This is a genomic window from Promicromonospora sp. NPDC050880, from assembly GCF_044456525.1.
GTDB lineage: Bacteria > Actinomycetota > Actinomycetes > Actinomycetales > Cellulomonadaceae > Promicromonospora.
Window position 1 is genome coordinate 126,435 of the sequence record NZ_JBITFV010000001.1, and the last position, 19,966, is coordinate 146,400.

Here is a 19,966-nt window from a genome sequence, read left to right on the forward strand (position 1 = left end):
GGGGGCCGCCTGTGGTGCTGCCCGCGTGACCTGCCGATGACTTTCCGGTGGCGGGTCGGTCAACGTGACTGGAGTCGGCCCGCACGGGCCGCCGGACACGGAGGACTGGCATGCCGCGTTACCTGATCTCGTTCGACGACGGAGCGATGACGTTCCCCGAGGAGGACCTGCCGGCCGTGGCCGAGGCCTCGCACGCGGTGGTACGGGCGGCCAAGGACGCCGGCGTATGGATCTTCGGCGCGGGGCTGGAGCGGCAGCAGGCGAGCATCGTGGCCACCGACGGCACGGTGTCCGACGGCCCCTTCCCGGAGACGAAGGCAGTGATCGGCGGGTTCTCGGTCATCGAGGTGCCCACGCGTGCGGAGGCGCTGGAGTGGGCCGCCCGCATCGCCGAGGGCTGCCGGTGTGCCCAGGAGGTCCGGGAGCTCATGTACGACCCGGAGTCCTGACGGCCTGGCCCTGAGGTGTCAGCCGGCGAGCGAGCGCACCGTCTCGATCGTGTCCGCCTCCGCCGCGGACTTGTCGTCGCGGTAGCGCAGCACCCGTGCGAAGCGCAGGGCGAGGCCGCCGGGGTAGCGGGTCGAGCGCTGCAGGCCGTCGAACGCGATCTCGACGACCTGCTCCGGCCGGACCGTGACCACCCACCCGTCGTCGGAGACCTCCAGCTCCCGGAAGCGCTCCGTCTGCCACCTCAGGGTCTCGTCGGTCATGCCCTTGAACGTCTTGCCCAGCATCACGAACCCACCCTCCGGGTCCCGCGCCCCCAGGTGGATGTTGGACAGCCAGCCCTGCCGGCGCCCCGACCCGCGCTCGACAGCCAGCACCACGAGGTCGAGGGTCTGTCGGGGCTTGACCTTGACCCAGCCCGCGCCCCGGCGTCCGGCGGCGTAGGGGGCGTCGAGGGTCTTGACCACCACGCCCTCCTGCCCCTCGCGGAGTGCACCCGCGAAGAACTCGCCGGCCGCCTCCACGTCGGAGGTCACCAGGCGACGCACGGTGTGCGGGGCGGCGACCTCGTCGAGCACCGCAAGGCGCTCGCGCAGCGGGGCGTCCACCAGGTCGCGCCCGCCCGAGTGCAGCACGTCGAAGAAGAACGGCGTGAGCTCCAGCCGGGACGCCAGGTCGGCCTCCGCGGTCTCGTGGGTCGCGGAGCGGGCCGCCGTCTCCTGGAACGGGCGCGGCACGCCGTCCGCGCCGACGGCGAGCGCCTCGCCGTCGAGCACCAGGCGGTCGGCCGGCAGGGCGCGGACCACGCTGACGATCTCGGGGACGCGTTCGGTGATGTCGTCCAGCGAACGGGTCACCACGAGCACGTCGTCGCCGCGCTTGTGCGCCTGGATGCGGATGCCGTCGAGCTTGACGTCCACGCACAGCTCGGCGGCTCCCGGGGACGCCCCGAGCTTCTCGAAGGCCGCGGCGATGTCCGGTGCCGACTGGGCGAGCATGGGTCGCACCGGCCGCCCGACCTCCAGTGTGAAGGACGCCAGCGCGGCGCCAGGGTCGTCGGCGAGCAGGGCGGCGCTCGCCACCGGTCCGGTGGCGCCGCGCATCATGACGGCGCGGCGCACGGCGTCGGCCGGGACCCCGGCGGCCTCGGCAACGGCGTCGACCACCACCGAGTCGAGTGCGCCCTGTCGCAGCTCGCCCGCGACCAGGCCGCGCAGGAACGACTGCTCGCGCTCGGTCGCGGCGCCGAAGAGTGCCGTGGCCGCGGTCGCGCGTGCCTGGGCGGAGCCGGGTCCCTCCAGCTCGGCCATCTCGGCGAACGCCGCGTCGACGGCGCGCACCGTGAGGGTCGCCTCGGCCGACGGCGGCGGGAGGGCGCGCAGCGCGGCCCAGCCCAGGCCGGTGCGGCGCTGGCGCAGGGAGCCCGCGAGGTAGGCGACGACGATCTCGACGTCGGCGGCGACGTCAGTCGCGTCCGGTCCGGGTGCGCCCTCCGCGCCGGCCGCCGTGCGGCGCAGCAGGTCGGCGATGGCCGCACGCTTGGCCAGGCGGGAGCGGGTGGCGGCGACGGCGTCCGACGTGGCGGCGACCTCGGCGAGCAGCATGCTCCATCGTGACGCACCTCGAACCGGCCCGCCCTGGGGGCGGGTCACCGTGCCGCTCCCGGCCCGGGCCGGACGGCACCGGGCCTCAGCCGTGCGGCCATGCCGCCACCGCCTTCTCGATGGCCCGGCGGCTCCGCGCCGGGACGCCGGGTACGAGCTCGACCGGCTCCTCGCCCCGCTTCGGTGCGCGTCGCCAGGTGCCCACCAGACGCCCGTCCAGCAGGACCGCCGGGCGGAAGATCCCGTTGGTGAACGGGACGACGGTGCGCATGGCCTCGGCGTCGGCGACCAGCTCGCGGTCCTGGTAGCCCAGCACGATCTCGTCGAACCCGGGCACCAGCACGACACCGGGCCCCGCGGGGAGGTCGTCCGTCGCGCCGAGCACGCCCTGTCCGGCGAGCATGGGCCGGCCGTCCACCGTGACCTCGACGAGTGCGTCCGGCTGTTCCTTGCGAAGGGCCGCCACCGCGGCGCGCACCGGCACCTTGGGCAGGCCGAGCCACCACGCGAGGTCCTCGGGCGTGGCCGGTCCGCGGCTGGTGACGTAGGACAGCGCGATGCGTCGCAGGACGGCGTCGGGCTCCTCCGGGGTGGTGGGCGGGGGAGTTGCGACCATGAGCTGCTGCGCGCCGGCGAACGGGCCCCAGTGCAGCACGCCCTGCAGCGCCAGCGCGACGATCAGGTGGTAGCCGCGCTGGCCCTCGACGGGTACGCCGGCCGCTCGCCAGAGGTCGAGCAGGGCGGCGCGCGAGACTCCCGGCCCCGCGGCGGAGAGCGCCTCGCGGGCCACCGATCGCGCGCGCGACACGACGGCGTCGTCCAGGCCCTCGGCGGCCTGGGTGCGCGCGCCCGCCCGTGCCATGCGTTCGGCCGTCAGCGAGACGAGGGCGGCCAGGTCGCCCGGTGTCGTGGCGAAGAGGGTGCCGCGCTGGGTCCAGCCACGCACGAGCTCGCCCGCGTCGAACCTCGCGCGCACGTCCTCGACCGTGGTGCCGGGCGCCGACCGGACGGCGATCGCCCGCAGCACGGCCGGCAGGTCCTGGCCCTGGAGGGCGACCATCCGGCGCACGACGTCGACCGGTGAGCGGTCCGCGCCGTCGTCCCCGCCCGGGGTGAGACCCTGCGCGTGCAGGCGCAGCCGGCGCGCGGCCGGGGCGGGGATCATGAGCGGTCCGGAGGTCATGCGGGAAGGCTACGGGCAGCCTCTGACGCCGGCCGGGCGTACTACCGGCCCGGGACGGCGGACGGGTGGGAGCCCGGGGCCGCCGTCAGGAACTCGCGGACCAGCCGGGTGAGCTCCTCGGGCTGGTCGTAGGGCACGATGTGCCCGGCGTCCGCGACCGTGACCAGGCGTGAGCCGGGTGCTGCCGCGGCCGCCGCGGACAGTTCGGCGGCCCCGACGAGCGGGTCCTGGTCGCCCCGGACCCAGAGGGTCGGGACGGTCAGCCGGTGCAGGCCGGGCAGGAGGTCGAGCCGCATCGAGAACGGGCCGTAGGCGCGGACCTGCCAGTCGTCCAGGGCGGGTTCCCCGTGCCGGTCCTTCGCCCGGGCCTCCTCGACGGCCAGGTGGACGATGCTCTCGAGGTCACGGGTGTCCTCGCCGGCCGTGAGGCTCGTGACCATGGACCTGCGGACCACCTCGGGACGGCGGGCGAGGTACCGGGTGGTCAGTCGCAGTGCTCCTGGCGTGCGCAGGAACAGCCAGGTGAGGAGCTGGGCGCGGCGGCGGGCACCGATCCCGCCGGGGCCGACGGCGATCAGGGAGCTGACCCGCTCCGGCCGGTCCAGGGCGTATCCCGCGGCGACGCCGCCGCCCATCGACAGCCCCACGATCGCGACCCGGGGGAGGTCGAGCTCGTCGAGCAGGTCGTCGAGGAAGCGGCGGAAGAACGCGTCGTCGAGCACGCCGCGCCACGGGCGGCTGCCGCCGTGTCGGGGCAGGTCCACGAGATGCACGCGGTGGTCGGCCGCCAGCGCCGGGGCGACGTCCCGCCACACACCGCGTGCGGTGTCCAGCATGGCGCCGTGCAGCAGGAGCACGGGCGGCCCCACGTCGCCCGCCCGGTACAGCCGGACGGGGCCGCCGGAGACGGACAGGTCGGTGGGCGAGGCGAAGAGGTCGGTCATCAGGGCTCCTTCAGCAGGTCGAGCTGGGTGTCGAGGTGCGCGAGCAGGTCGAGCTGGGCCGCGCGGGCGGCCTCCGGATCGACCGGACCGTCGGTGGCCAGGCCCCGGCCGACCAGCCCGGCGAACAGCTCGACCGTGGCCGACAGGTCCTCGGCCCGGGTGGCTCCGAGCACGCCGGGCGCGTGGGCCAGGCCCAGGGTGAACACGCCGAGCACCCGGACGACCGTGCCGGCGGGGACCGCCGGGTCGAGCACGCCGGCGCGCTGGAGGGCGGTGACGTAGTCGGCGAGCCAGTCCATCCGCTGCGTGTAGCGGTCGTCGGCGACGTCGCGGACGTGCCGGCCCAGCACCGCCTCGTCGCCCAGGTAGAGGGCGCGCATCAACGGGTCGCCCAGCAGCGCGTCCACCGCGAACCGGTACACCGCGGGCAGGTCCACGAGGCCGGGCGCGGCGAGCACCCGCGCGTGCACCTCGGCCGTGAGGTCCCGGGTCGAACGGGTCAGGACCGCCGAGAGGATCGCCGCCTTGTCGGGGAACTCCAGGTAGACGGCGCCCTTGCCGATGCCCGCGCGAGCGGCGACGTCCGCGACGGTGACGTCGGCCCAGCCCGTGGCCAGGATCAGGTCGCGCGCCGCCGTGAGGATGCGTCCACGCCGGTCGGGAACACGGGGACGGGGCATGGGCACCTCGTAGTGACTGGATCTTAGGTTCTGGTCACTACGACGGTACCACTCGCTCGTGCCGGCTAGCGGGCCGCTGCTCCACGGGTCAGGGACCGGTACAGCTCGGGTCGGCGGTCGGCGAGCAGGTCGTTGCGCGCCCCGATGCGCTTGTCCCGGGACCGGTCCGGGTCGACGACGGCGGTCACCAGCTCCGCCGTCTGTCCGTGCGCGAGGATCCACCCGTCTGCTCCGATGACGGCGCTGCCGCCCGTCCACTCGACGCCGCGCTCGGTGCCGACCCGGTCGGCGATCACGACGGGCAGTCGCGAGGCCCGGGCGGCGGCCATCGCCAGCACGGTCTCCGGCGGGTGCTCGCCCGCGGGACGGGGCACCAGCGGCCAGTTCACGGGCAGCGCCAGGAGGTCGGCCCCGGCCAGCGCCAGTCCGCGGGGAACCTCGGGGAACTCGGCGTCGTAGCAGACGGCCACCCCGATCCGGCCGACGGGTGTGTCCACCACGGGCGGCGGCCGGTCCCCGGGCGCGAAGAAGTCCGCCTCGTCGCCCCACAGGTGCGTCTTGCGGTAGACGGCGAGCACCCCGCCGTGCCCGACGACGGCCGCGCTGGAGTACAGCCGGTCGGCCGCACGCTCGGCGAAGCCGACCACCAGCACGCCGTCGGGCGGGAGCGCCGCGGCCAGCGCGCGCAGGCGCGGGTCGTCGGCGGTGATCGCGCTGTCCCGGCACTCGTCGCGCGAGCCGAAGACGTAGCCGCTCGTGGCCAGCTCCGGCAGCACGACCACCCGGGCGCCGTCCGCCACCGCCGCGCGCGTGACGTCCGCGATCCGCGCGAGGTTCCCGCCGACGTCGCCCAGCCGGACGTCCACGGGGCCGGTGGCGACGGCCACCGGCCCCGCGGACCGCGGCAGACCGACCGTCACAGGCGGACGGGCGCCGCGGGTCCGGCCAGCACCTGCGCGAGCACGTCGAACTCGTTGAACAGGGACCAGTCCTCGACGATGCGGCCGCCCTGGACGTAGAGCTGCGAGATGCCCCAGAGGAACACCCGGCGGCCGGTCGGGGCGCCGTACAGCCCGAGACCGCGGTGCGTCCCGGCCGCCGACCAGCGCACCGACACGCTGTAGCCCTCCTGGTCGTTGCCCATCCAGTAGACCTCGTCGACCGTCAGCCCCAGGTCGGGGAAGGTCGCGAGCAGGTTGCGCGCCATGCCCTTGACCACGCTCCGGCCGCGGCCCTCCCGGTTGGAGGTCCCGTGCCAGCGCACGTTCTGCGCGTACGCACGGTCCACGGCGCTGAAGTCGCGCCGGTTGTGGAGGTCGTGGAACAGCGCCCGCACGGAGTGCTCGACGTCGAACGAGTCGCCCCCGGGCAGCTCGTAGCGGCGCGGGTGCCGGCCGGCCAGCAGCCGGTCGATCTCGCTCTGCTGGTGGTCGTCCAGCGTGAGCGGGTATGACGCCGCGTACTCTCGCGCGGCCTGCGGCACGTCGATGCCGAGCTGGAGCAGGCGGGCCGCCGTGTTGTAGAGCACCCACTCCTCGTAGAAGAGGTTCTCCCGCGAGACACAGTTCGCGATGACCCAGATCCGCACCGGCTTGTGCGTCGGCGTCGGCGCGTACCGCCACGGTCCCGTCTGGTGGCCCACGTTGATGGCGCGGTGCGAGGTCACGAAGCCCTGGTCCTCGTCGCCCGCCCAGATCACGTCGTCGGCGTAGTGGCGGGAGTCCGGGAACGCGTTCAGCGTGGCGATCGTGCCCTCGACCACGCCCTCGACCCCGAACTTCCAGCCCCGGTCGTCGTGCAGGCGCACTCCCGGTGCGTACGTGTCGTAGATGTAGCCGACGTCCTGGTCCTCCCAGATCCGGTCGGTCACGCGCACGCAGTAGTCGACGATGTCGGTGTACTGCTCCTCGTAGCCGCGCATCGGCTGGCGCCGTCCGTCCTGCGGCTTGGGCTGCCCCGTGCCCGGCGTGATGGCGATGCTGAAGTCGCGCGGCATCGTCCGCGGCGGCGGTACGGCGGAGCCGCCGGGCGCCGTCGGGCCGGGTGCCGCACTGCTCCACACCGGCGCCGACTCCTGGACGAAGGTCGGCACCGGATCGGGCAGGCGCTCCCCGGCGGGGCGGGCGTACTGGTCGTCCGGGGCGTCGTCGGTCAGGGTCATGCGCTCGCCTCCACGGTGGTCTCGAGCCGGTCGAGTCTCATTGTCGCCGTCGCGCTGTGCGCGGCCATGCCCTCCGAGTCGGAGATCACCTGGACCGCGTGCGCCAGGGCCGGCGTCGCCTCCTTCGCGATCCGCTGGTACGTGAGCGGCTTGACGAACCGCGACGCCGACAGCCCGGCGCTGTGCTTGGCCCCGCCGGCCGTCGGGAGCACGTGGTTGGTCCCCGCCATGCCCTTGTCGGAGTACGCCACCGTGCTCCACGGGCCGATGAACACCGAGCCGTAGTTGCGCAGCCGCGCGTGGTACCAGTCGTCGTCCGCGGTGATGAGCTCCAGGTGCTCCGGGGCGAGGTCGTCCATCAGCGCGACGGCCGTCTCCCGGCTGTCCGCGACCGTGATGCTGCCGTAGTCGCGCCACGCCGGACCGGCGATCGCGCTGGTCGCGAGTGTCCGCAGCTGGCGCTCCACGGCGCTCTCGACCGCCGCCGCGAGCTCCGGGGAGGTGGTGACGAGCGCGGCCGGGGAGTTCGGTCCGTGCTCGGCCTGGCCCAGCAGGTCGGCCGCCACGATCTCGGGGTCCGCGCTCTCGTCCGCGATGACCGCGACCTCGCTCGGCCCCGCGAGCAGGTCGATCGCCGTCCGCCCGAAGAGCTGACGCTTCGCCTCGGCGACGAACGCGTTCCCGGCGCCCACCAGCATGTCCACGGGCAGCTCACCCAGCAGGCCGAACGCCATCGCCGCCAGCGCCTGGACCCCGCCGACCACGAAGAACCGGTCCACGCCGCTGACGTACGCCGTGTACAGCACGGCCTGGTTGGCGCCGCCGTCCGGCTGCGGCGGGCTGCAGGCGACGACCGTGTCCACGCCCGCCGCCTTCGCCACGCCGACCGTCATGAACGCGCTCGCCGTGAGCGGGAACCGGCCCGCCGGCAGGTAGGCGCCAACCCGGGAGACCGGCACGTACTTCACGCCGGTGACCAGGCCCGGGACCGGCTCCGTCTCGAAGTCGACCAGCCGGTCACGCTGGGCGCGGGCGAAGGCCTGCGTGCGCTCGGCCCCCAGGTCGATCGCGTCGCGCAGGTCGGCCGGGATCCGGTCGGCGCTCGCGGCGATCGCCGCGGCGTCGAGCTCGAAGTCACCGCCCTCCCAGCGGTCCAGGGTCCGGGCGTACTCGCGCACGGCGTCCAGCCCGCGCTGCTCGATGTCGAGCAGCATGCGGGTGACCGTCTCCGCGATGGCCGGGTCCTGCTGGGCCGCCGGAGCCGCGACGCCGGGGGCCTTGGTGATCGTGTAGCGGTGCTCGAGCGAGGCGAGCACGGCGTCGGTGTAGAGCATGGGCGTGAATCTACGAACGGCGCCGCGTCAAGGACAACGGCCAGGTTTCTTGTGCGACCTATAGGTTGACCTTGTGGAATCCGCGTTCTCCCTCGCCCAGCTGCGTGCCTTCGCCGTCGCGGCCGACACGGGCTCGTTCACCGCCGCGGCCCAGGAGCTGAAGATCAGCCAGCCCGCGGCGTCGGAGCTGGTGCGCCGGGTGGAGGCCGCCTACCGCCTGCCGCTGTTCGTGCGGGCCGGACGGCGGCTGCGCCTGACGCCCGCCGGCGACGAGCTGCTCGTCTGGGCGCGCCACATCCTGGCCGCCGTCGACGGCGCCGACCAGGCCCTGCGCGAGCTCCGGGGCCTGGAGCGCGGGCGGGCGTCGTTCGGCGTGCTCAAGAACGCGTCGTACTACCTGCTCTCCGACCTCGCCGAGCGGTTCCACCGCGAGCACCCGGGAGTCCAGGTGCGGCTGGTGGGGCAGAACTCCGCCGAGGTGGCCGACGCCGTACGCAGCGGCGAGCTCGAGGCCGGCCTGGCCGTGCTGCCCGTGTCGCTGGAGGGCATCTCGGCGACCCGCCTCCTCGACGACGAGGTGGTGTGGGTCAGCGCCGACCCCGCCCGCACCGCCCGTCCGGTGACCATGCAGGACGTGGCGCGCATCCCGCTCGTGCTGTACGACGCGCACTACGCCTGGCGCGACCCGACGCGGAGCCAGCTCGCCGACCGCGCGGCCGACGCCGGCGTCGACCTCGACGTCGTCATCGAGGTCGAGACCGTCGAGGCCGCGCTGGAGCTGGTGGCCCGGGGCGTGGGCGACACGATGGTCTCGCGCGCGGTGGCGTCGTCGGACACGATGCCCCCGGGGCTGGGCACCGTGGGGTTCGCGCAGCCGATGTACGACACCATCGCGCTGCTGACCCGGGACGACACGGTGCTGTCCCCGGGGACGCGGCGGCTCGTGGACATGGCGACGGAGATGATGTTCCACCGCCGGGCCTGACGAGGGCGCGCGCCGCCGCCGGCACGAGGGCGCGCGCCGCCACCGGCACGACGGCACGCGGGCCGCCGGCACGACGGCGCGCGGCCGTGACGACTACGCGGGCTGTCCGGCGGCTGCCGGCTGCTCGGCGGGCGTCCGGGTCCGGCGCCGGCCTGCCTCGATCTGGGCGAGCACCGCGAGCTCGTCGAAGACGCGGTACTCCCGCCGCACCCGGCCGCCCTCCAGCTCGTACTGCGAGACGCCCATCACCTCGACCGCCTCGCCGCCCGCCGGCCCGTACAGCGGCATGCCGCCGTAGGTGCCGGCGAGCCGCCACAGCACCGAGGCGCGCGTGCCGCGGTCGGGGGAGGCGTGCACGGCGATGTCCCGCACCTCGACGCGCGCGTCGGGGAACGGCGCGAGGAACCCGAGCAGGTCGGCCCGTACGCCGTCCTGCCGTGTGACCGTGCGGTTGCGGGAGGTGTGCAGGATCGTGTCGCGCGCGTAGAAGTCGGCGACGAGGTCGAACCGGCGGCGCTCGATCATGTCCCGCCAGAGCGCCAGCACGTGCGTCGCCTCGGCGGCGTGGGCGGCCGGCCGCCGCCCGCTGTCGCCCTCGGACGTCGGGTCGTCCGGCGCCGGGCGGCCGAACAGCCCTGCCTCGCCGAGCCCGGTGAGATCGGCGGGCTGCCCCACGGCGATCGCGGCGGGATCGTGGCCGAGCCCCTCCGCGACGGCCCACTCGTCGCGCACCACCCACTCCTCGGTGACCATCGCGTCCTGCACCAGGCAGACGGGCAGGTTCCGGGAGACGGCGGGGACGCCGCGGGGCGGGCCGTAGCTCCACGGACCGTCCTGTCCGCCGGTGTGCAGCACGCGGTGGTGGCTCACGAACGACGACGGGCCGCGCTCCTCCCAGATCACGTCCTCGCCCACGCCGATGCGGTGCACGAACGCCGCCTTCTTGGCCAGCGAGCCACGCACCACGGGCTCCACGCCCACGCCGACGCCGGTGGCCGTGCGCACCACGATGTCGGGGGCGTACATGCCGGGGATGTCGCCGATCGCACCGTCGGCCCAGATGCGGTCGGTCCAGTCGAGGATGTACTCCTCGACCGTCGGGTAGGGGGCGTAGGCGCGCGGGTCAAGGCTCTCGGTGGGCACAACGGTCTCCTCGTCTCGGGGTGGTGTCCGAACCGATGTATACGGTTGCACGAGGGCGTGTCGCAACCAGCTGTTGATTTCACACGCCAGAAACAAGGCTGTTGCACACGGTTGTGCGGAACTGGGTATACGTATAACTTGCACCATCACCGCGAGACCTGTTCCACCAGCACCCCCGCATCTCGACCTCGAAGGAGCTTCTCCATGGCCCTCTCCCATGGCAGGACCCGCCGCCGCGCCCGCATCGCGAGCGTCGGCGCCCTGGCAGCCACGGCGCTCGCCCTCGCGGGCTGCGGCGCCGGCGCCGACATCGGCGGCGCGGGCATCGCCTGCGACATCGACCAGCCCGACAGTCCCACCACCGTGAACGTGCTCTCGTACACGAGCCCGTCGTCCGACCCGTTCGCCGACGCGATCGTGAACGGGTGCACCGGGGAGAACCTCACCGTGGAGGCTCCGGAGACCGACTTCGCCGGCCAGGACCAGCGCGCCGTGCAGTCCATGTCCAGCTCCCGGCCCAGCTACGACATCGTCGAGGTCTACGGGACGGTCTACCCGTTGTACTCGGACCGCGGCTGGATCACGCCGCTCGACGACTACGTGGCCGACCAGGGTGACGAGCTCGGGCTCGACGACATCGACCCGGCGCTCCTGGAGTCGCTGTCCTACGACGGGCAGCAGATGGCGCTGCCCACCTTCTGGGGCACCGTCGTCTTCGTCTACCGCGCGGACATCTTCGAGGACCTCGGGCTCGAGGTGCCCACCACCTTCGAGGAGATGTTCGACGCCGCCGAGACGATCACGCAGGAAACCGGGATGGAGCACCCGCTCGCGCTCCCGATCGCCTCGGCCGGCGACGTCTCCAGCGTCTACAACCAGATCCTGGGCTCGCTCGGCGGCCAGTGGTTCGACGGCGACCAGCCGGTGCCGACGCTCGACTCGCCCGAGTCGGTCGAGGCGCTCGACACGCTGCGCACCACCTACGAGAACATGAGCCCGCAGTCCACGTCGTGGGCGTCTCCGGAGGTGATCTCGCAGCTCCAGACCGGCCAGGCCGCGATGTCCTTCCTGTTCGCCGGCCGCGTCTCGGCGCTGCTCGACGAGGAGCAGACGGAGCACGCCGGCTCGTTCGGGTTCGACGTGCCCCCGGCCGTGCAGGAGGGCGGCACGCCGGCGACGAGCCTGTCGGTCGACGGCCTCGCGATCGCCGAGAACTCCGAGGTGGACAAGGACCTGCTGTTCGACCTGATCGGCGTCGCCACCGGCCCCGAGGCGGCCGCGGAGGCCGCGGGCGCGACCATCCCCGCCCGGACCACCGAGGCGCAGGCGGCGGACCTGCCGTTCGAGCCGGCCGCCCGTGCGGTGCTGGAGGGCGAGCGCCCCAACGCGCTGCCGCTGGTCCCGTGGATGTCCGACGTGTTCGCGGTCGCCGCGCCCGTGCTGAACGAGGTGGTCAGCGGCGACCTGAGCAGCGAGGAGGGCGCCGCCCAGCTGCAGCAGGCCGCCGAGAAGGCGATCGACGACGCGGGCTACGGCTCCTGACCAGCCCCACCAGCCCGGCCGGTGCGACCGGCCGGGCCGGCGGGGCGGGCCCGCGACGGCCCGCCCCGCCCCACCACCGACCTCGAAAGGAGCGGCTGTGCGACTGAGACAGTTCGCCCTCTTCTCCGGCCCCGCCATCGTGCTGATGGCCGGCCTGCTCATCGTCCCGCTGGTCATGACCGTCGTCTGGAGCTTCCAGAACGTGCCCATCGGCCAGCCCGGCACGTTCAACGGGCTCGACAACTACCGCGAGCTCTTCTCCAGCCCCCGGTTCGGCGACGCGGCGCTGTTCACCGTCGTCTTCACGCTGGTCCTCACCACGGTGAAGGTGATCGTCGGCTACGGCATCGCGCTGCTGCTGAACCGGGTCCGGCGCGGCCGCATGGTGATCCTCGCGCTGCTCATGGCCACGTACGTGGTGCCCACCGTCGTGGGCGCCATGAACTTCTCGTGGCTGTTCAACGACATCTTCGGCGGCGTCGTCAACCAGATCCTGGGCGTCTTCGGCGTGAGCGTGAACTGGCTGACCGAGACCGGTCCCGCCCGGCTCCTGGTGGGCCTGCACGCGCTGTGGCACGAGACGCCGTTCGTGATCCTCGTGCTGCTGGCCGGGCTGCAGACCCTGCCGCAGGAGCCGCTCGAGGCCGCGCAGATCGACGGCGCCAACTGGTGGCAGAAGCAGCGCTACATGATCATCCCGCTGCTGCGCCCGCTGTTCTCCTTCGTCATCCTCATCACGATCATGGACAGCCTCAAGATCTTCGACTCGATCCAGATCATCACGCCCGCGTCCACCAGCATCGGCACCGAGTCGCTGATGACGTTCGTGTACCAGGTCGCGCTCTCGGAGTCCTACCGGCTGGGCGTGGCCAGCGCCGTCAACGTGCTCACCATCCTCATCACGATCGTCCTGCTCGTCCCGTTCCTGCGCCAGACCTGGAAGGAGTCCCGAGCAGCATGACCAGCACCGAGATCAACGCAGAGACCAGCCCGGCGACCGGCCCGGCAACTCCCACGGCGTCCGGCCCGGCCGGGCGCGCCGTCAGCACCGCCCACCTCGTGGCGGCCCGGCGGGCCGCCCGCAAGAAGCACGACCAGCGCGAACGCCTGATCTCGGCCGGGGCGACCTCGGCGCTCGTCGTGATCGTCGTGGTGGCGCTCAGCCCGTTCCTCTGGGCGCTCCTGACCTCCGTCAAGCCGTTCCGTGCCGCCTTCACCAACCCGCCGACCTGGGTCTTCACCCCGGAGCTCAGCTCGTTCTCCGACCTGTGGCGCGGCACGATCTTCGCGTTCGTGCTCGGCAACACCCTGCTCATCGCCGTCGTGACGGTGCTCGTCGCCCTGGCGATCGGCGCCCCCGCCGCGTACGCCTTTGCGCGGTACTCGGGCATCGTCGGACCGATCCTGCTGCTCCTGGCGGTGGTGCTGCGCACCATCCCGCGGTTCGCCGTGGTGCTGCCGTTCTACGAGATCTCCCAGGCGCTGGGCATCTTCGACACCCGCTTCGCCCTCATCGCCGCGCTGGTGGCGCTGAACATGCCGTTCACGCTGCTGCTCCTCATCGGGTTCTTCCGGGACATCCCGGTCGAGCTCGACGAGGCAGCGATGATCGACGGGTGCAGCCGGTTCACGGCCTTCACGCGCGTTATCCTGCCCGTCATGGGTCCGGGCCTGGTCACCGCCGGTGTCTTCACCTTTCTCATCGCGTTCCAGGAGTACCTCGTGGCGCTGACGCTCACCCGTACGGACGCGATCACCATCCCGGTGTTCCTCGCGGCGCAGAAGGGCGCGGACGACGTGTCGACCTACCAGACGCTCGCCGCCGCGAGCGTGCTGCTGGTGATCCCCGTGATCCTCATCGCCGTCTTCGCCCGCAAGTACCTGGTCGCCGGCCTCGGTGGCGGTGCGGTCAAGGGATGAGCCAGCGGATCACGAGCCACGACGTCGCCCGGGCGGCGCAGGTCTCGCAGGCGACGGTGTCCCGCGCGCTGCGCGGCGACCCCAAGATCAGCGAGAGCACCGTGCGGCGGGTGCGGGAGGCGGCCGACCGGCTCGGCTACGTGCCGAGCAACCTCGGCCGCAGCCTCAGCCGCAAGGCGACGGGCAACATCGCCGTCGTCGCCGAGCTCGGCAACCTCACCTACCCCGACACGTTGCCGGCCATGCACGACGAGCTCGACCGGCACGGCTACCGCCTGCTGCTCGTCTCGGAGACGCCCGACAAGGAGCTGGACCACTCGCTCCTGTTCGACGGGTCGGTGGACGGCGTGATCCTCACGACCAGCCGCCTGGACTCCCCGCTCCCCGCGCGGCTGCAGGAACGGCGCGTCCCCTTCGTCTTCCTCAACCGCGTGACCCGCGGCGTCGAGGCGGACACGGTGGTGGCCGACAACGCGGGCGGCGGCCGGCTGGCGGCCCGCCTGCTGCTCGGCGACGGGCACACACGCGTGGCGATGCTCGCCGGCCCGAGCGACATGAGCAGCGCCTCCGCGCGCGAGCGCGCGTTCACGGCGGAGCTGCGCGAGGCCGGGATCGACGCGAAGGACCGCCCGGTCATCCGCAGCGGGCTCACCCACGACGCCGGTCACCGGGGCTGGGGCCAGCTCATGGGCCTCAGGCAGCGTCCGACGGCGGTCTTCTGCACCACCGACGCCGTGGCCGTGGGCCTGCTCAACGCCTGGCACGAGCAGGGCGACGGCCCCCGCCCGGCCGTCGTGGGCTTCGACAACAGCCCCGTCGCGAGCTGGCCGACGTTCGACCTGACCACCATCGACACGCACCTGTCGCAGATGGCCCGCACGGCGAGCTCCGTGCTCGTGGAGCGGCTGACGGCACTGCACGCCGGGCAGGACCCGGCGGCACGCCGCGTCGTCGTCCCGACGGAGCTCGTCGTGCGGCGTTCCCATGTCGTCGCCTGACCCAGGAGCCCACGACGACGGCAGGACCAGGAGCAGGCGGCGCGACCTGCTGCTGCTGTGCTCCGTCGTCGTGCTGCTCATGTCCGCCGTGTCGGTGGCCAACCTGTCCGTCCCGGTGCTGGCGGTCAGCGACCTCGCACCGGACACTTCCCAGCAGACGTGGTTCGTCGACGCCTTCGTCATCGCGTTCGCGTGCCTGCTGCTGCCCGCCGAGATGCTGGGGGCGCGGTTCGGCGAGGAGCGTGTGCTGCTGCTCGGCCTCGTCCTGTTCGCCCTGGCGAGCCTGCTCGCGCTCGTGGCGTCGGACATGACGCTGCTGATCGCGTCCCGGGCCGTGGCCGGCGTCGGCGCAGGCATGGCGCTGCCCCAGTCGCTCTCGGTGCTGCTGCACCGGTCGGCCAGGGCGGGACACCCGCGCATCGTGGCCACCTGGACGGCGTCGACGAGCGTGGCCGGCATGGTCGGCAACGGTCTGGGCGGCCTGCTGGTCTCCTTCGGCGGATGGCGCAGCGCGTTCGCCGTGACCCTGCCGCTGACCGTGCTCACCGTGGTGCTCGTCGCGGCGGTGGTGGGCGTGCGGCGTCGGCCCGACCGCTCCGCGGTGCTCGACCTGCCGGGAACCGCGTACTTCGTCGTCGGTGCCATGGCCGCCCTGGTGACCCTGATCGAGGCGCCCAACCTCCTGGACCAGCCGTGGCTGCTCGCGGTCCCGGCCGTCGTCGCCGTCGTCGCGGCCGTCGCGTTCTGGCGCACCGAGCGGCACCGCACGCAGCCCCTGCTGCACTTCGCCGTCTTCCGGTACCCCGCCGTGCGGGCCGCCGCACTGGGCATCGTGGTCACGTTCGCGAGCCTCTTCGTGCTCTTCTCCCTCAACGCGCACCTGGTGCAGACGGTGCGCGGGATGACGCCGGCCGTGGCCGGGCTCGCGCTCGTGCCGGTCTCCGTGGCGATGTTCCTCGTCACCTACCTCAGCGTCCCCCTCGTGCGCCGGCTCGGCCTGAACCGCGTCGTCCTGGGTGGCCTGACGCTGTCCGCGGTGGGTTTCGTGCTGCTCGCCACCGGGCTCGAGGGTTCCTTCGCCGGCTACGAGGCGGCGCTCGTCGTGGTCGGCGTCGGCGCCGGCCTGTGCTCCTCACCCCTGTCCACGCGGCTGACCATGGCCTACGCGCAGGGCGGGGCGTCCGGCCGTGCCGGTGCCGGCGTCAACAGCACCCTGCGGGAGCTCGCCTCGGCGGCCGGTGTCGGCGCCGCCGGCGTGGCGCTCGCCGTCGCGGCCCCCGTGTCGCCGACGGCGCCGGCATCCGCGCAGGCCGTCCTGGACGCGGCATCGGCGCTCTTCCTCGGCGTCGCCGCGCTGCTGCTGGTCTGCGGCGCCGTGCTGCTGGTGAGCTCCCGCCCGGGACGGCGGCCGGCCGGCTGAGCCGCGGGCACCGGTGACGTCGTTCCAGGGTGTGCCGTGCGTTTTGTCCCGTCAGACTGCTGGACGGGTCTTTCATTGCTTGGTGTGCCGCACGCCTCTTTGGCATGGTCAAGACCCGCTCGGCCTAGGCTAAACTCGGCTCGCTTGCCTCCGTAGCTCAGCTGGATAGAGCGGGTCACTTCTAATGACTAGGTCGCGGGTTCGAATCCTGCCGGGGGCACTGGTCCGCTGTCGTCGGGCGTCGGGTGCTCATGCCGACAGCCTGCACAAATACGCTGTTTGTGCGTATCTACCAGCCGCTACGGCTTGGCAGAACGATCTTGACCTATCAGGATGAAGCCGTGACTCCAGGAACACGCTCCGCAGTGCTCGGTCGTCGGGGTGGTGTGGACCCGAACGTTGCGGAGCAGCTCGGCTTCACGGTGCACGACGTCGTGCAGGACCTGCGCCGCGACGTCGCCTCGGCGACGCTGCCCCTGCCCATCGACGGTGCCGACGAGGCCGAGGCGTCCCGCGAGCGTCTGCTGGCGCAGCTCGACGAGCACCTGCTGCCGCGCCTGGCCGAGCTGTCCAGCCCCGCCGTCGTCGTGCTCGCGGGGTCGACAGGGGCCGGCAAGTCCACCCTCTTCAACAGCCTGCTGCGCGAGGAGGTGTCCGAGGCGGGTGTACTGCGGCCCACGACCCGCGAGCCCGTGGTGGGGGTGCACCCGCGCGACGTCGACACGCTCACGCCCGGGCCCGTGACGGAGCTCGCCCGGCTGGTCAAGCACGAGGGCGTACCGCGCGGGACCGCGCTCATGGACGCGCCCGACCTCGACTCCTTCCTCTCGGAGAACCGGTCCACGGCGCACCAGCTCCTGGAGGCGGCCGACCTCTGGCTGTTCGTCACGACGGCCGCCCGCTACGGGGACGCGCTGCCGTGGCAGGCGCTGGACCGCGCGCGGGAGCGCGGTGCGAGCGTCGCGATGGTGCTCAACCGGGTGCCGAAGGAGAACCTGGCGACCATCCGCGGTGACCTCAACACGCGGATGAAGGAGCGCGGCATGAAGGACGTGCCGCTGTTCATCGTGCCCGACGTCGGGCCGCACGAGGGACTGCTCGACCACAAGCTGGTGGAGCCGATCCAGCGCTGGCTCGGCCTGATGGCCGGTCCGGAGCGGTCGCGCACCATCATCCTGCGCACGCTCAAGGGTGCCCTGGGTGCCCTGCCGGAGTGGGTCACGGGCCTGGCCACCGCGGTGGAGCAGCAGGGCACCGCCGCCTTCGACCTGCGCAACGCCGTGGAGTCGGTGGTGCCCGACGCCCAGCTCTCCGCCCGGACCGCCGTCCTGTCGGGGGCCGCGGGCGAGGGCACCGTCGCGGCCCGCTTCGCGGAGCTGGCCAGCATGCACAACATCGCGCGGGTCACGGTGCGGGACGGCGTCGCCCGGACCACCAAGCGGGCCGGCAAGGCCCGCGAGGCCGCGCTGGAGCAGCTGCGCGAGGAGATCGAGGCCACCGCGGCCCGTGCGTTCGTGGCCGCCGGCGTCCGCACCGAGGAGAGCCTGCGGGCCACCCTCGCGGGACCTGGTGCCCCGCCGGCCGGCGAGCTGCTCCTCCCGTCCGGCTCCGGCCGCGCCGACGCGCGGCTCGCCCGGGGCGAGGAGGCCGCGGCCGGCTGGACGCGGCTCGCGGACGACCTCGTGGGCGGGCTGGACGCCGCGGCCGCCGAGAGCGCCGAACCCGACGCCGGGGCGCGGGTCACCGGTGCGCGCAAGGCGTTCGGCGACCGCGGTCTGGCCACGCTGCTGCTCGGGACGGCACTCGGCAACGAGGACTGTGCCCGGCTGGTCGACCGCGTGCTCGGCGAGGTCACCGTCGACCAGATCGAGCGGCTCCAGGACGAACTTGCCGACAAGGTGGCCCTAGCGGTTGCGGAAGAGGCCCGTTCTGTCCAGAGTGCCCTTGACGTCCCCGCCTTAGCCGATGACGCGGCCGCTCCGCTCCGCGTGCGGCTGGCCGAGCTCAGGAGGCTGACATGACGAGCCAGGATGCGACGCTCAGCGCGCGCACCGAAGACCTCGGCCGCGCGCTGCAGATCGCGGGATCGCGGCTCGACGACACGGTCTTCGGCAAGGTCGCGAGCTCCGTGGCCGGGGTGCGCGAACGGCTCGCCCTCGGCGTGGACCACACCGTCGTGGCGCTGGCGGGCGGCACCGGGTCGGGCAAGTCCAGCACGTTCAACAAGATCTCCCGGCTCACCTTCGCCGACGTCGGCGTCAAGCGGCCCACCACCGCCAAGGTCACCGCGTGCTCGTGGAGCGACGACGCCACGGCCCTGCTCGACTGGCTCGGGGTGGAGCGCGAACGCCGCATCACGCGGTCGGGCGAGCTGGACGCGGCCGACGAGGCGGGCCTGGCCGGGCTGGTGCTGCTGGACCTGCCCGACCACGACTCGGTGGCCCCGGGCCACCGCGACGTCGTGGACAAGGTGCTGCCGCTGGTGGACCTGCTCGTGTGGGTCGTGGACCCGCAGAAGTACGCGGACGATGCACTGCACACGGGGTACCTGCGCGACTCCTCGGGCATGCAGGCGTCCACGGTCGTGGTGCTCAACCAGATCGACACCGTGCCCATGGGACAGCGCGACAACCTGGTCAACGACGTCAAGCGCCTGCTGCGTGACGACGGGCTGGACGAGGTACCCGTGGTCGCGGCGTCGACCAAGACGGACATCGGCATCGCGGACCTGCGCGGGCTGCTGGAGCAGACCGTGGCGCGCCGGTCGGTCTCGGCCGGCCGCGCGGCCGGGGAGCTGGACGCCGCGGCGGCGCTGCTGCTCGGGCAGACCCCGGCCGAGGTGCCGTGGCACATCGACACGGTGCTCGAGCGCGAGGTGGACGCCCTGTCCCGGGCGGCTGGCCTGGAGTCGGTCGCGGCCCAGGTGGGCGCCGCCGTGCGCAACGGCTACGGCTCGCCGGAGTTCCGGGCGCCCGACGCGGACGCGACGGCCCTGTCGCGCTCCCGCTGGCTCATCGGCTCGGGGGAGGCCCTCAAGCCCGGCTGGCAGCGCTCGCTCGCCGCGAGCGTGGCGAGCGCCCAGGACCTCGCGAGCGCGGTGTCGACGGCGCTCCAGGGCATCACCCTGGACACCCGCGGCCCGACGACGCAGCGCCTGACCCGGCGCCTCGCGCTCGGGTCCGTGCTGGTCGCGGTGCTGCTCGGGATCGCGACGGTGCTGGCGTCGACGGGCTTCCTGCCGGTGGGGGAGACCACGACGACGGTGCTCGGGGTGCTGGCCGTGGCGGCGGCCGTGGCCGCGCTGGTGGTGTTCCTCGTGGCGATGCAGATCCGTCGCGCCCTGGCGGCACGGCGGGAGCAGGGGGTCATCGCGTCGGGCCGCGCCGCGCTGGAACGCGTGCTGCGGCAGACGCTCGGCGAGCCCACCCAGAAGCTGCTCGACGAGCACCGTGCGGTGCGCGAGCTCGCACAGAGTGCGCGCGACGAGGGTCCCTCCGCACCGCTGCGACTGGCTCAGAGCGCGACCACAGGCGGCCGTCCGGGGGCTTCGTCCCCAGGGACCGTCCGGCTGACCGACCTGGGTCCCGTGCGCGCCTGATGCTGGG

Annotated in this window: 17 protein-coding genes and 1 tRNA gene; 10 read left to right on the forward strand and 8 right to left on the reverse strand. The window is 73.5% G+C overall.

Annotated features, from left to right (window positions below; genetic code table 11):
- The first annotated feature begins 110 nt into the window (after positions 1 to 110).
- Positions 111 to 449 carry a YciI family protein gene (locus ACIBBF_RS00660; protein ID WP_397409434.1) on the forward strand — a complete coding sequence of 113 codons (339 nt, stop codon included), beginning with the start codon at positions 111 to 113 and terminating at the stop codon, positions 447 to 449.
- Positions 450 to 467: 18 nt separating this feature from the next.
- On the opposite strand, the gene ACIBBF_RS00665 is transcribed toward ACIBBF_RS00660, so the two are convergent.
- From ACIBBF_RS00665 to hisD, 7 genes are all read right to left on the reverse strand, one after another.
- The gene (locus ACIBBF_RS00665) at positions 468 to 2,051 is read right to left on the reverse strand and encodes an ATP-dependent DNA ligase (protein ID WP_397409436.1); all 1,584 of its coding nucleotides are present in this window, start codon (positions 2,049 to 2,051) and stop codon (positions 468 to 470) included.
- A gap of 85 nt (positions 2,052 to 2,136) precedes the next feature.
- Positions 2,137 to 3,234, reverse strand: a complete 1,098-nt coding sequence (locus ACIBBF_RS00670) for a winged helix DNA-binding domain-containing protein (protein WP_397409438.1) — start codon at positions 3,232 to 3,234, stop codon at positions 2,137 to 2,139.
- 41 nt (positions 3,235 to 3,275) lie between these two features.
- Positions 3,276 to 4,178, reverse strand: coding sequence for an alpha/beta fold hydrolase (locus ACIBBF_RS00675; protein ID WP_397409440.1), 903 nt, complete (start codon positions 4,176 to 4,178; stop codon positions 3,276 to 3,278).
- Entirely contained in the window at positions 4,178 to 4,858 is a 681-nt protein-coding gene (locus tag ACIBBF_RS00680; protein ID WP_397409442.1) for a TetR/AcrR family transcriptional regulator, read from the reverse strand. Before ACIBBF_RS00680 ends, ACIBBF_RS00675 begins: the two co-directional genes overlap by 1 nt.
- Positions 4,859 to 4,923: 65 nt before the next feature.
- Complete coding sequence (locus ACIBBF_RS00685; RefSeq protein WP_397409444.1) at positions 4,924 to 5,778, reverse strand: nitrilase-related carbon-nitrogen hydrolase; 855 nt, start codon at positions 5,776 to 5,778, stop codon at positions 4,924 to 4,926.
- A complete protein-coding gene (locus ACIBBF_RS00690; protein WP_397409446.1) occupies positions 5,775 to 7,019 on the reverse strand; it encodes an ester cyclase in 1,245 nt (414 codons plus the stop codon). Before ACIBBF_RS00690 ends, ACIBBF_RS00685 begins: the two co-directional genes overlap by 4 nt.
- Positions 7,016 to 8,353 carry a histidinol dehydrogenase gene (gene hisD, locus ACIBBF_RS00695; RefSeq protein WP_397409448.1) on the reverse strand — a complete coding sequence of 446 codons (1,338 nt, stop codon included), beginning with the start codon at positions 8,351 to 8,353 and terminating at the stop codon, positions 7,016 to 7,018. Before hisD ends, ACIBBF_RS00690 begins: the two co-directional genes overlap by 4 nt.
- Before the next feature lie 73 nt (positions 8,354 to 8,426).
- Between hisD and ACIBBF_RS00700 the strand changes: the two genes are divergently transcribed.
- Positions 8,427 to 9,338, forward strand: coding sequence for a LysR family transcriptional regulator (locus tag ACIBBF_RS00700; RefSeq protein WP_397409450.1), 912 nt, complete (start codon positions 8,427 to 8,429; stop codon positions 9,336 to 9,338).
- 93 nt (positions 9,339 to 9,431) lie between these two features.
- On the opposite strand, the gene ACIBBF_RS00705 is transcribed toward ACIBBF_RS00700, so the two are convergent.
- Positions 9,432 to 10,481: an ester cyclase gene (locus ACIBBF_RS00705; RefSeq protein ID WP_397409452.1), complete on the reverse strand. Its 1,050-nt coding sequence runs from the start codon at positions 10,479 to 10,481 to the stop codon at positions 9,432 to 9,434.
- A 204-nt stretch (positions 10,482 to 10,685) separates the two neighbouring features.
- On the opposite strand from ACIBBF_RS00705, the gene ACIBBF_RS00710 reads away from it, so the two are divergent.
- The 8 genes from ACIBBF_RS00710 to ACIBBF_RS00745 all read left to right on the forward strand — a co-directional run bounded on the left by ACIBBF_RS00710 (position 10,686) and on the right by ACIBBF_RS00745 (position 19,959).
- Complete coding sequence (locus ACIBBF_RS00710) at positions 10,686 to 12,023, forward strand: ABC transporter substrate-binding protein (RefSeq protein WP_397409454.1); 1,338 nt, start codon at positions 10,686 to 10,688, stop codon at positions 12,021 to 12,023.
- A gap of 97 nt (positions 12,024 to 12,120) precedes the next feature.
- Entirely contained in the window at positions 12,121 to 12,984 is an 864-nt protein-coding gene (locus tag ACIBBF_RS00715) for a carbohydrate ABC transporter permease (RefSeq protein WP_397409456.1), read from the forward strand.
- A complete protein-coding gene (locus ACIBBF_RS00720) occupies positions 12,981 to 13,943 on the forward strand; it encodes a carbohydrate ABC transporter permease (RefSeq protein WP_397409458.1) in 963 nt (320 codons plus the stop codon). The genes ACIBBF_RS00715 and ACIBBF_RS00720 overlap by 4 nt, the downstream gene beginning before the upstream one ends.
- Positions 13,940 to 14,941 carry a LacI family DNA-binding transcriptional regulator gene (locus ACIBBF_RS00725; RefSeq protein WP_397409460.1) on the forward strand — a complete coding sequence of 334 codons (1,002 nt, stop codon included), beginning with the start codon at positions 13,940 to 13,942 and terminating at the stop codon, positions 14,939 to 14,941. Before ACIBBF_RS00720 ends, ACIBBF_RS00725 begins: the two co-directional genes overlap by 4 nt.
- Positions 14,928 to 16,361: an MFS transporter gene (locus tag ACIBBF_RS00730; protein ID WP_397409462.1), complete on the forward strand. Its 1,434-nt coding sequence runs from the start codon at positions 14,928 to 14,930 to the stop codon at positions 16,359 to 16,361. Before ACIBBF_RS00725 ends, ACIBBF_RS00730 begins: the two co-directional genes overlap by 14 nt.
- A gap of 146 nt (positions 16,362 to 16,507) precedes the next feature.
- Positions 16,508 to 16,581: transfer RNA gene (locus ACIBBF_RS00735), tRNA-Arg, on the forward strand.
- A gap of 121 nt (positions 16,582 to 16,702) precedes the next feature.
- Positions 16,703 to 18,382, forward strand: a complete 1,680-nt coding sequence (locus tag ACIBBF_RS00740; protein ID WP_397409464.1) for a GTPase — start codon at positions 16,703 to 16,705, stop codon at positions 18,380 to 18,382.
- Positions 18,379 to 19,959: a GTP-binding protein gene (locus tag ACIBBF_RS00745; RefSeq protein ID WP_397409466.1), complete on the forward strand. Its 1,581-nt coding sequence runs from the start codon at positions 18,379 to 18,381 to the stop codon at positions 19,957 to 19,959. Before ACIBBF_RS00740 ends, ACIBBF_RS00745 begins: the two co-directional genes overlap by 4 nt.
- Positions 19,960 to 19,966: the final 7 nt, after the last annotated feature.

Coding starts and splice junctions, on each gene's coding strand:
- ACIBBF_RS00660 (WP_397409434.1), top strand. CDS start 111: ATGCCGCGTTACCTGATCTCGTTCGACGACGGAGCGATGACGTTCCCC.
- ACIBBF_RS00665 (WP_397409436.1), bottom strand. CDS start 2,051: ATGCTGCTCGCCGAGGTCGCCGCCACGTCGGACGCCGTCGCCGCCACC.
- ACIBBF_RS00670 (WP_397409438.1), bottom strand. CDS start 3,234: ATGACCTCCGGACCGCTCATGATCCCCGCCCCGGCCGCGCGCCGGCTG.
- ACIBBF_RS00675 (WP_397409440.1), bottom strand. CDS start 4,178: ATGACCGACCTCTTCGCCTCGCCCACCGACCTGTCCGTCTCCGGCGGC.
- ACIBBF_RS00680 (WP_397409442.1), bottom strand. CDS start 4,858: ATGCCCCGTCCCCGTGTTCCCGACCGGCGTGGACGCATCCTCACGGCG.
- ACIBBF_RS00690 (WP_397409446.1), bottom strand. CDS start 7,019: ATGACCCTGACCGACGACGCCCCGGACGACCAGTACGCCCGCCCCGCC.
- hisD (WP_397409448.1), bottom strand. CDS start 8,353: ATGCTCTACACCGACGCCGTGCTCGCCTCGCTCGAGCACCGCTACACG.
- ACIBBF_RS00710 (WP_397409454.1), top strand. CDS start 10,686: ATGGCCCTCTCCCATGGCAGGACCCGCCGCCGCGCCCGCATCGCGAGC.
- ACIBBF_RS00720 (WP_397409458.1), top strand. CDS start 12,981: ATGACCAGCACCGAGATCAACGCAGAGACCAGCCCGGCGACCGGCCCG.
- ACIBBF_RS00725 (WP_397409460.1), top strand. CDS start 13,940: ATGAGCCAGCGGATCACGAGCCACGACGTCGCCCGGGCGGCGCAGGTC.
- ACIBBF_RS00730 (WP_397409462.1), top strand. CDS start 14,928: ATGTCGTCGCCTGACCCAGGAGCCCACGACGACGGCAGGACCAGGAGC.
- ACIBBF_RS00745 (WP_397409466.1), top strand. CDS start 18,379: ATGACGAGCCAGGATGCGACGCTCAGCGCGCGCACCGAAGACCTCGGC.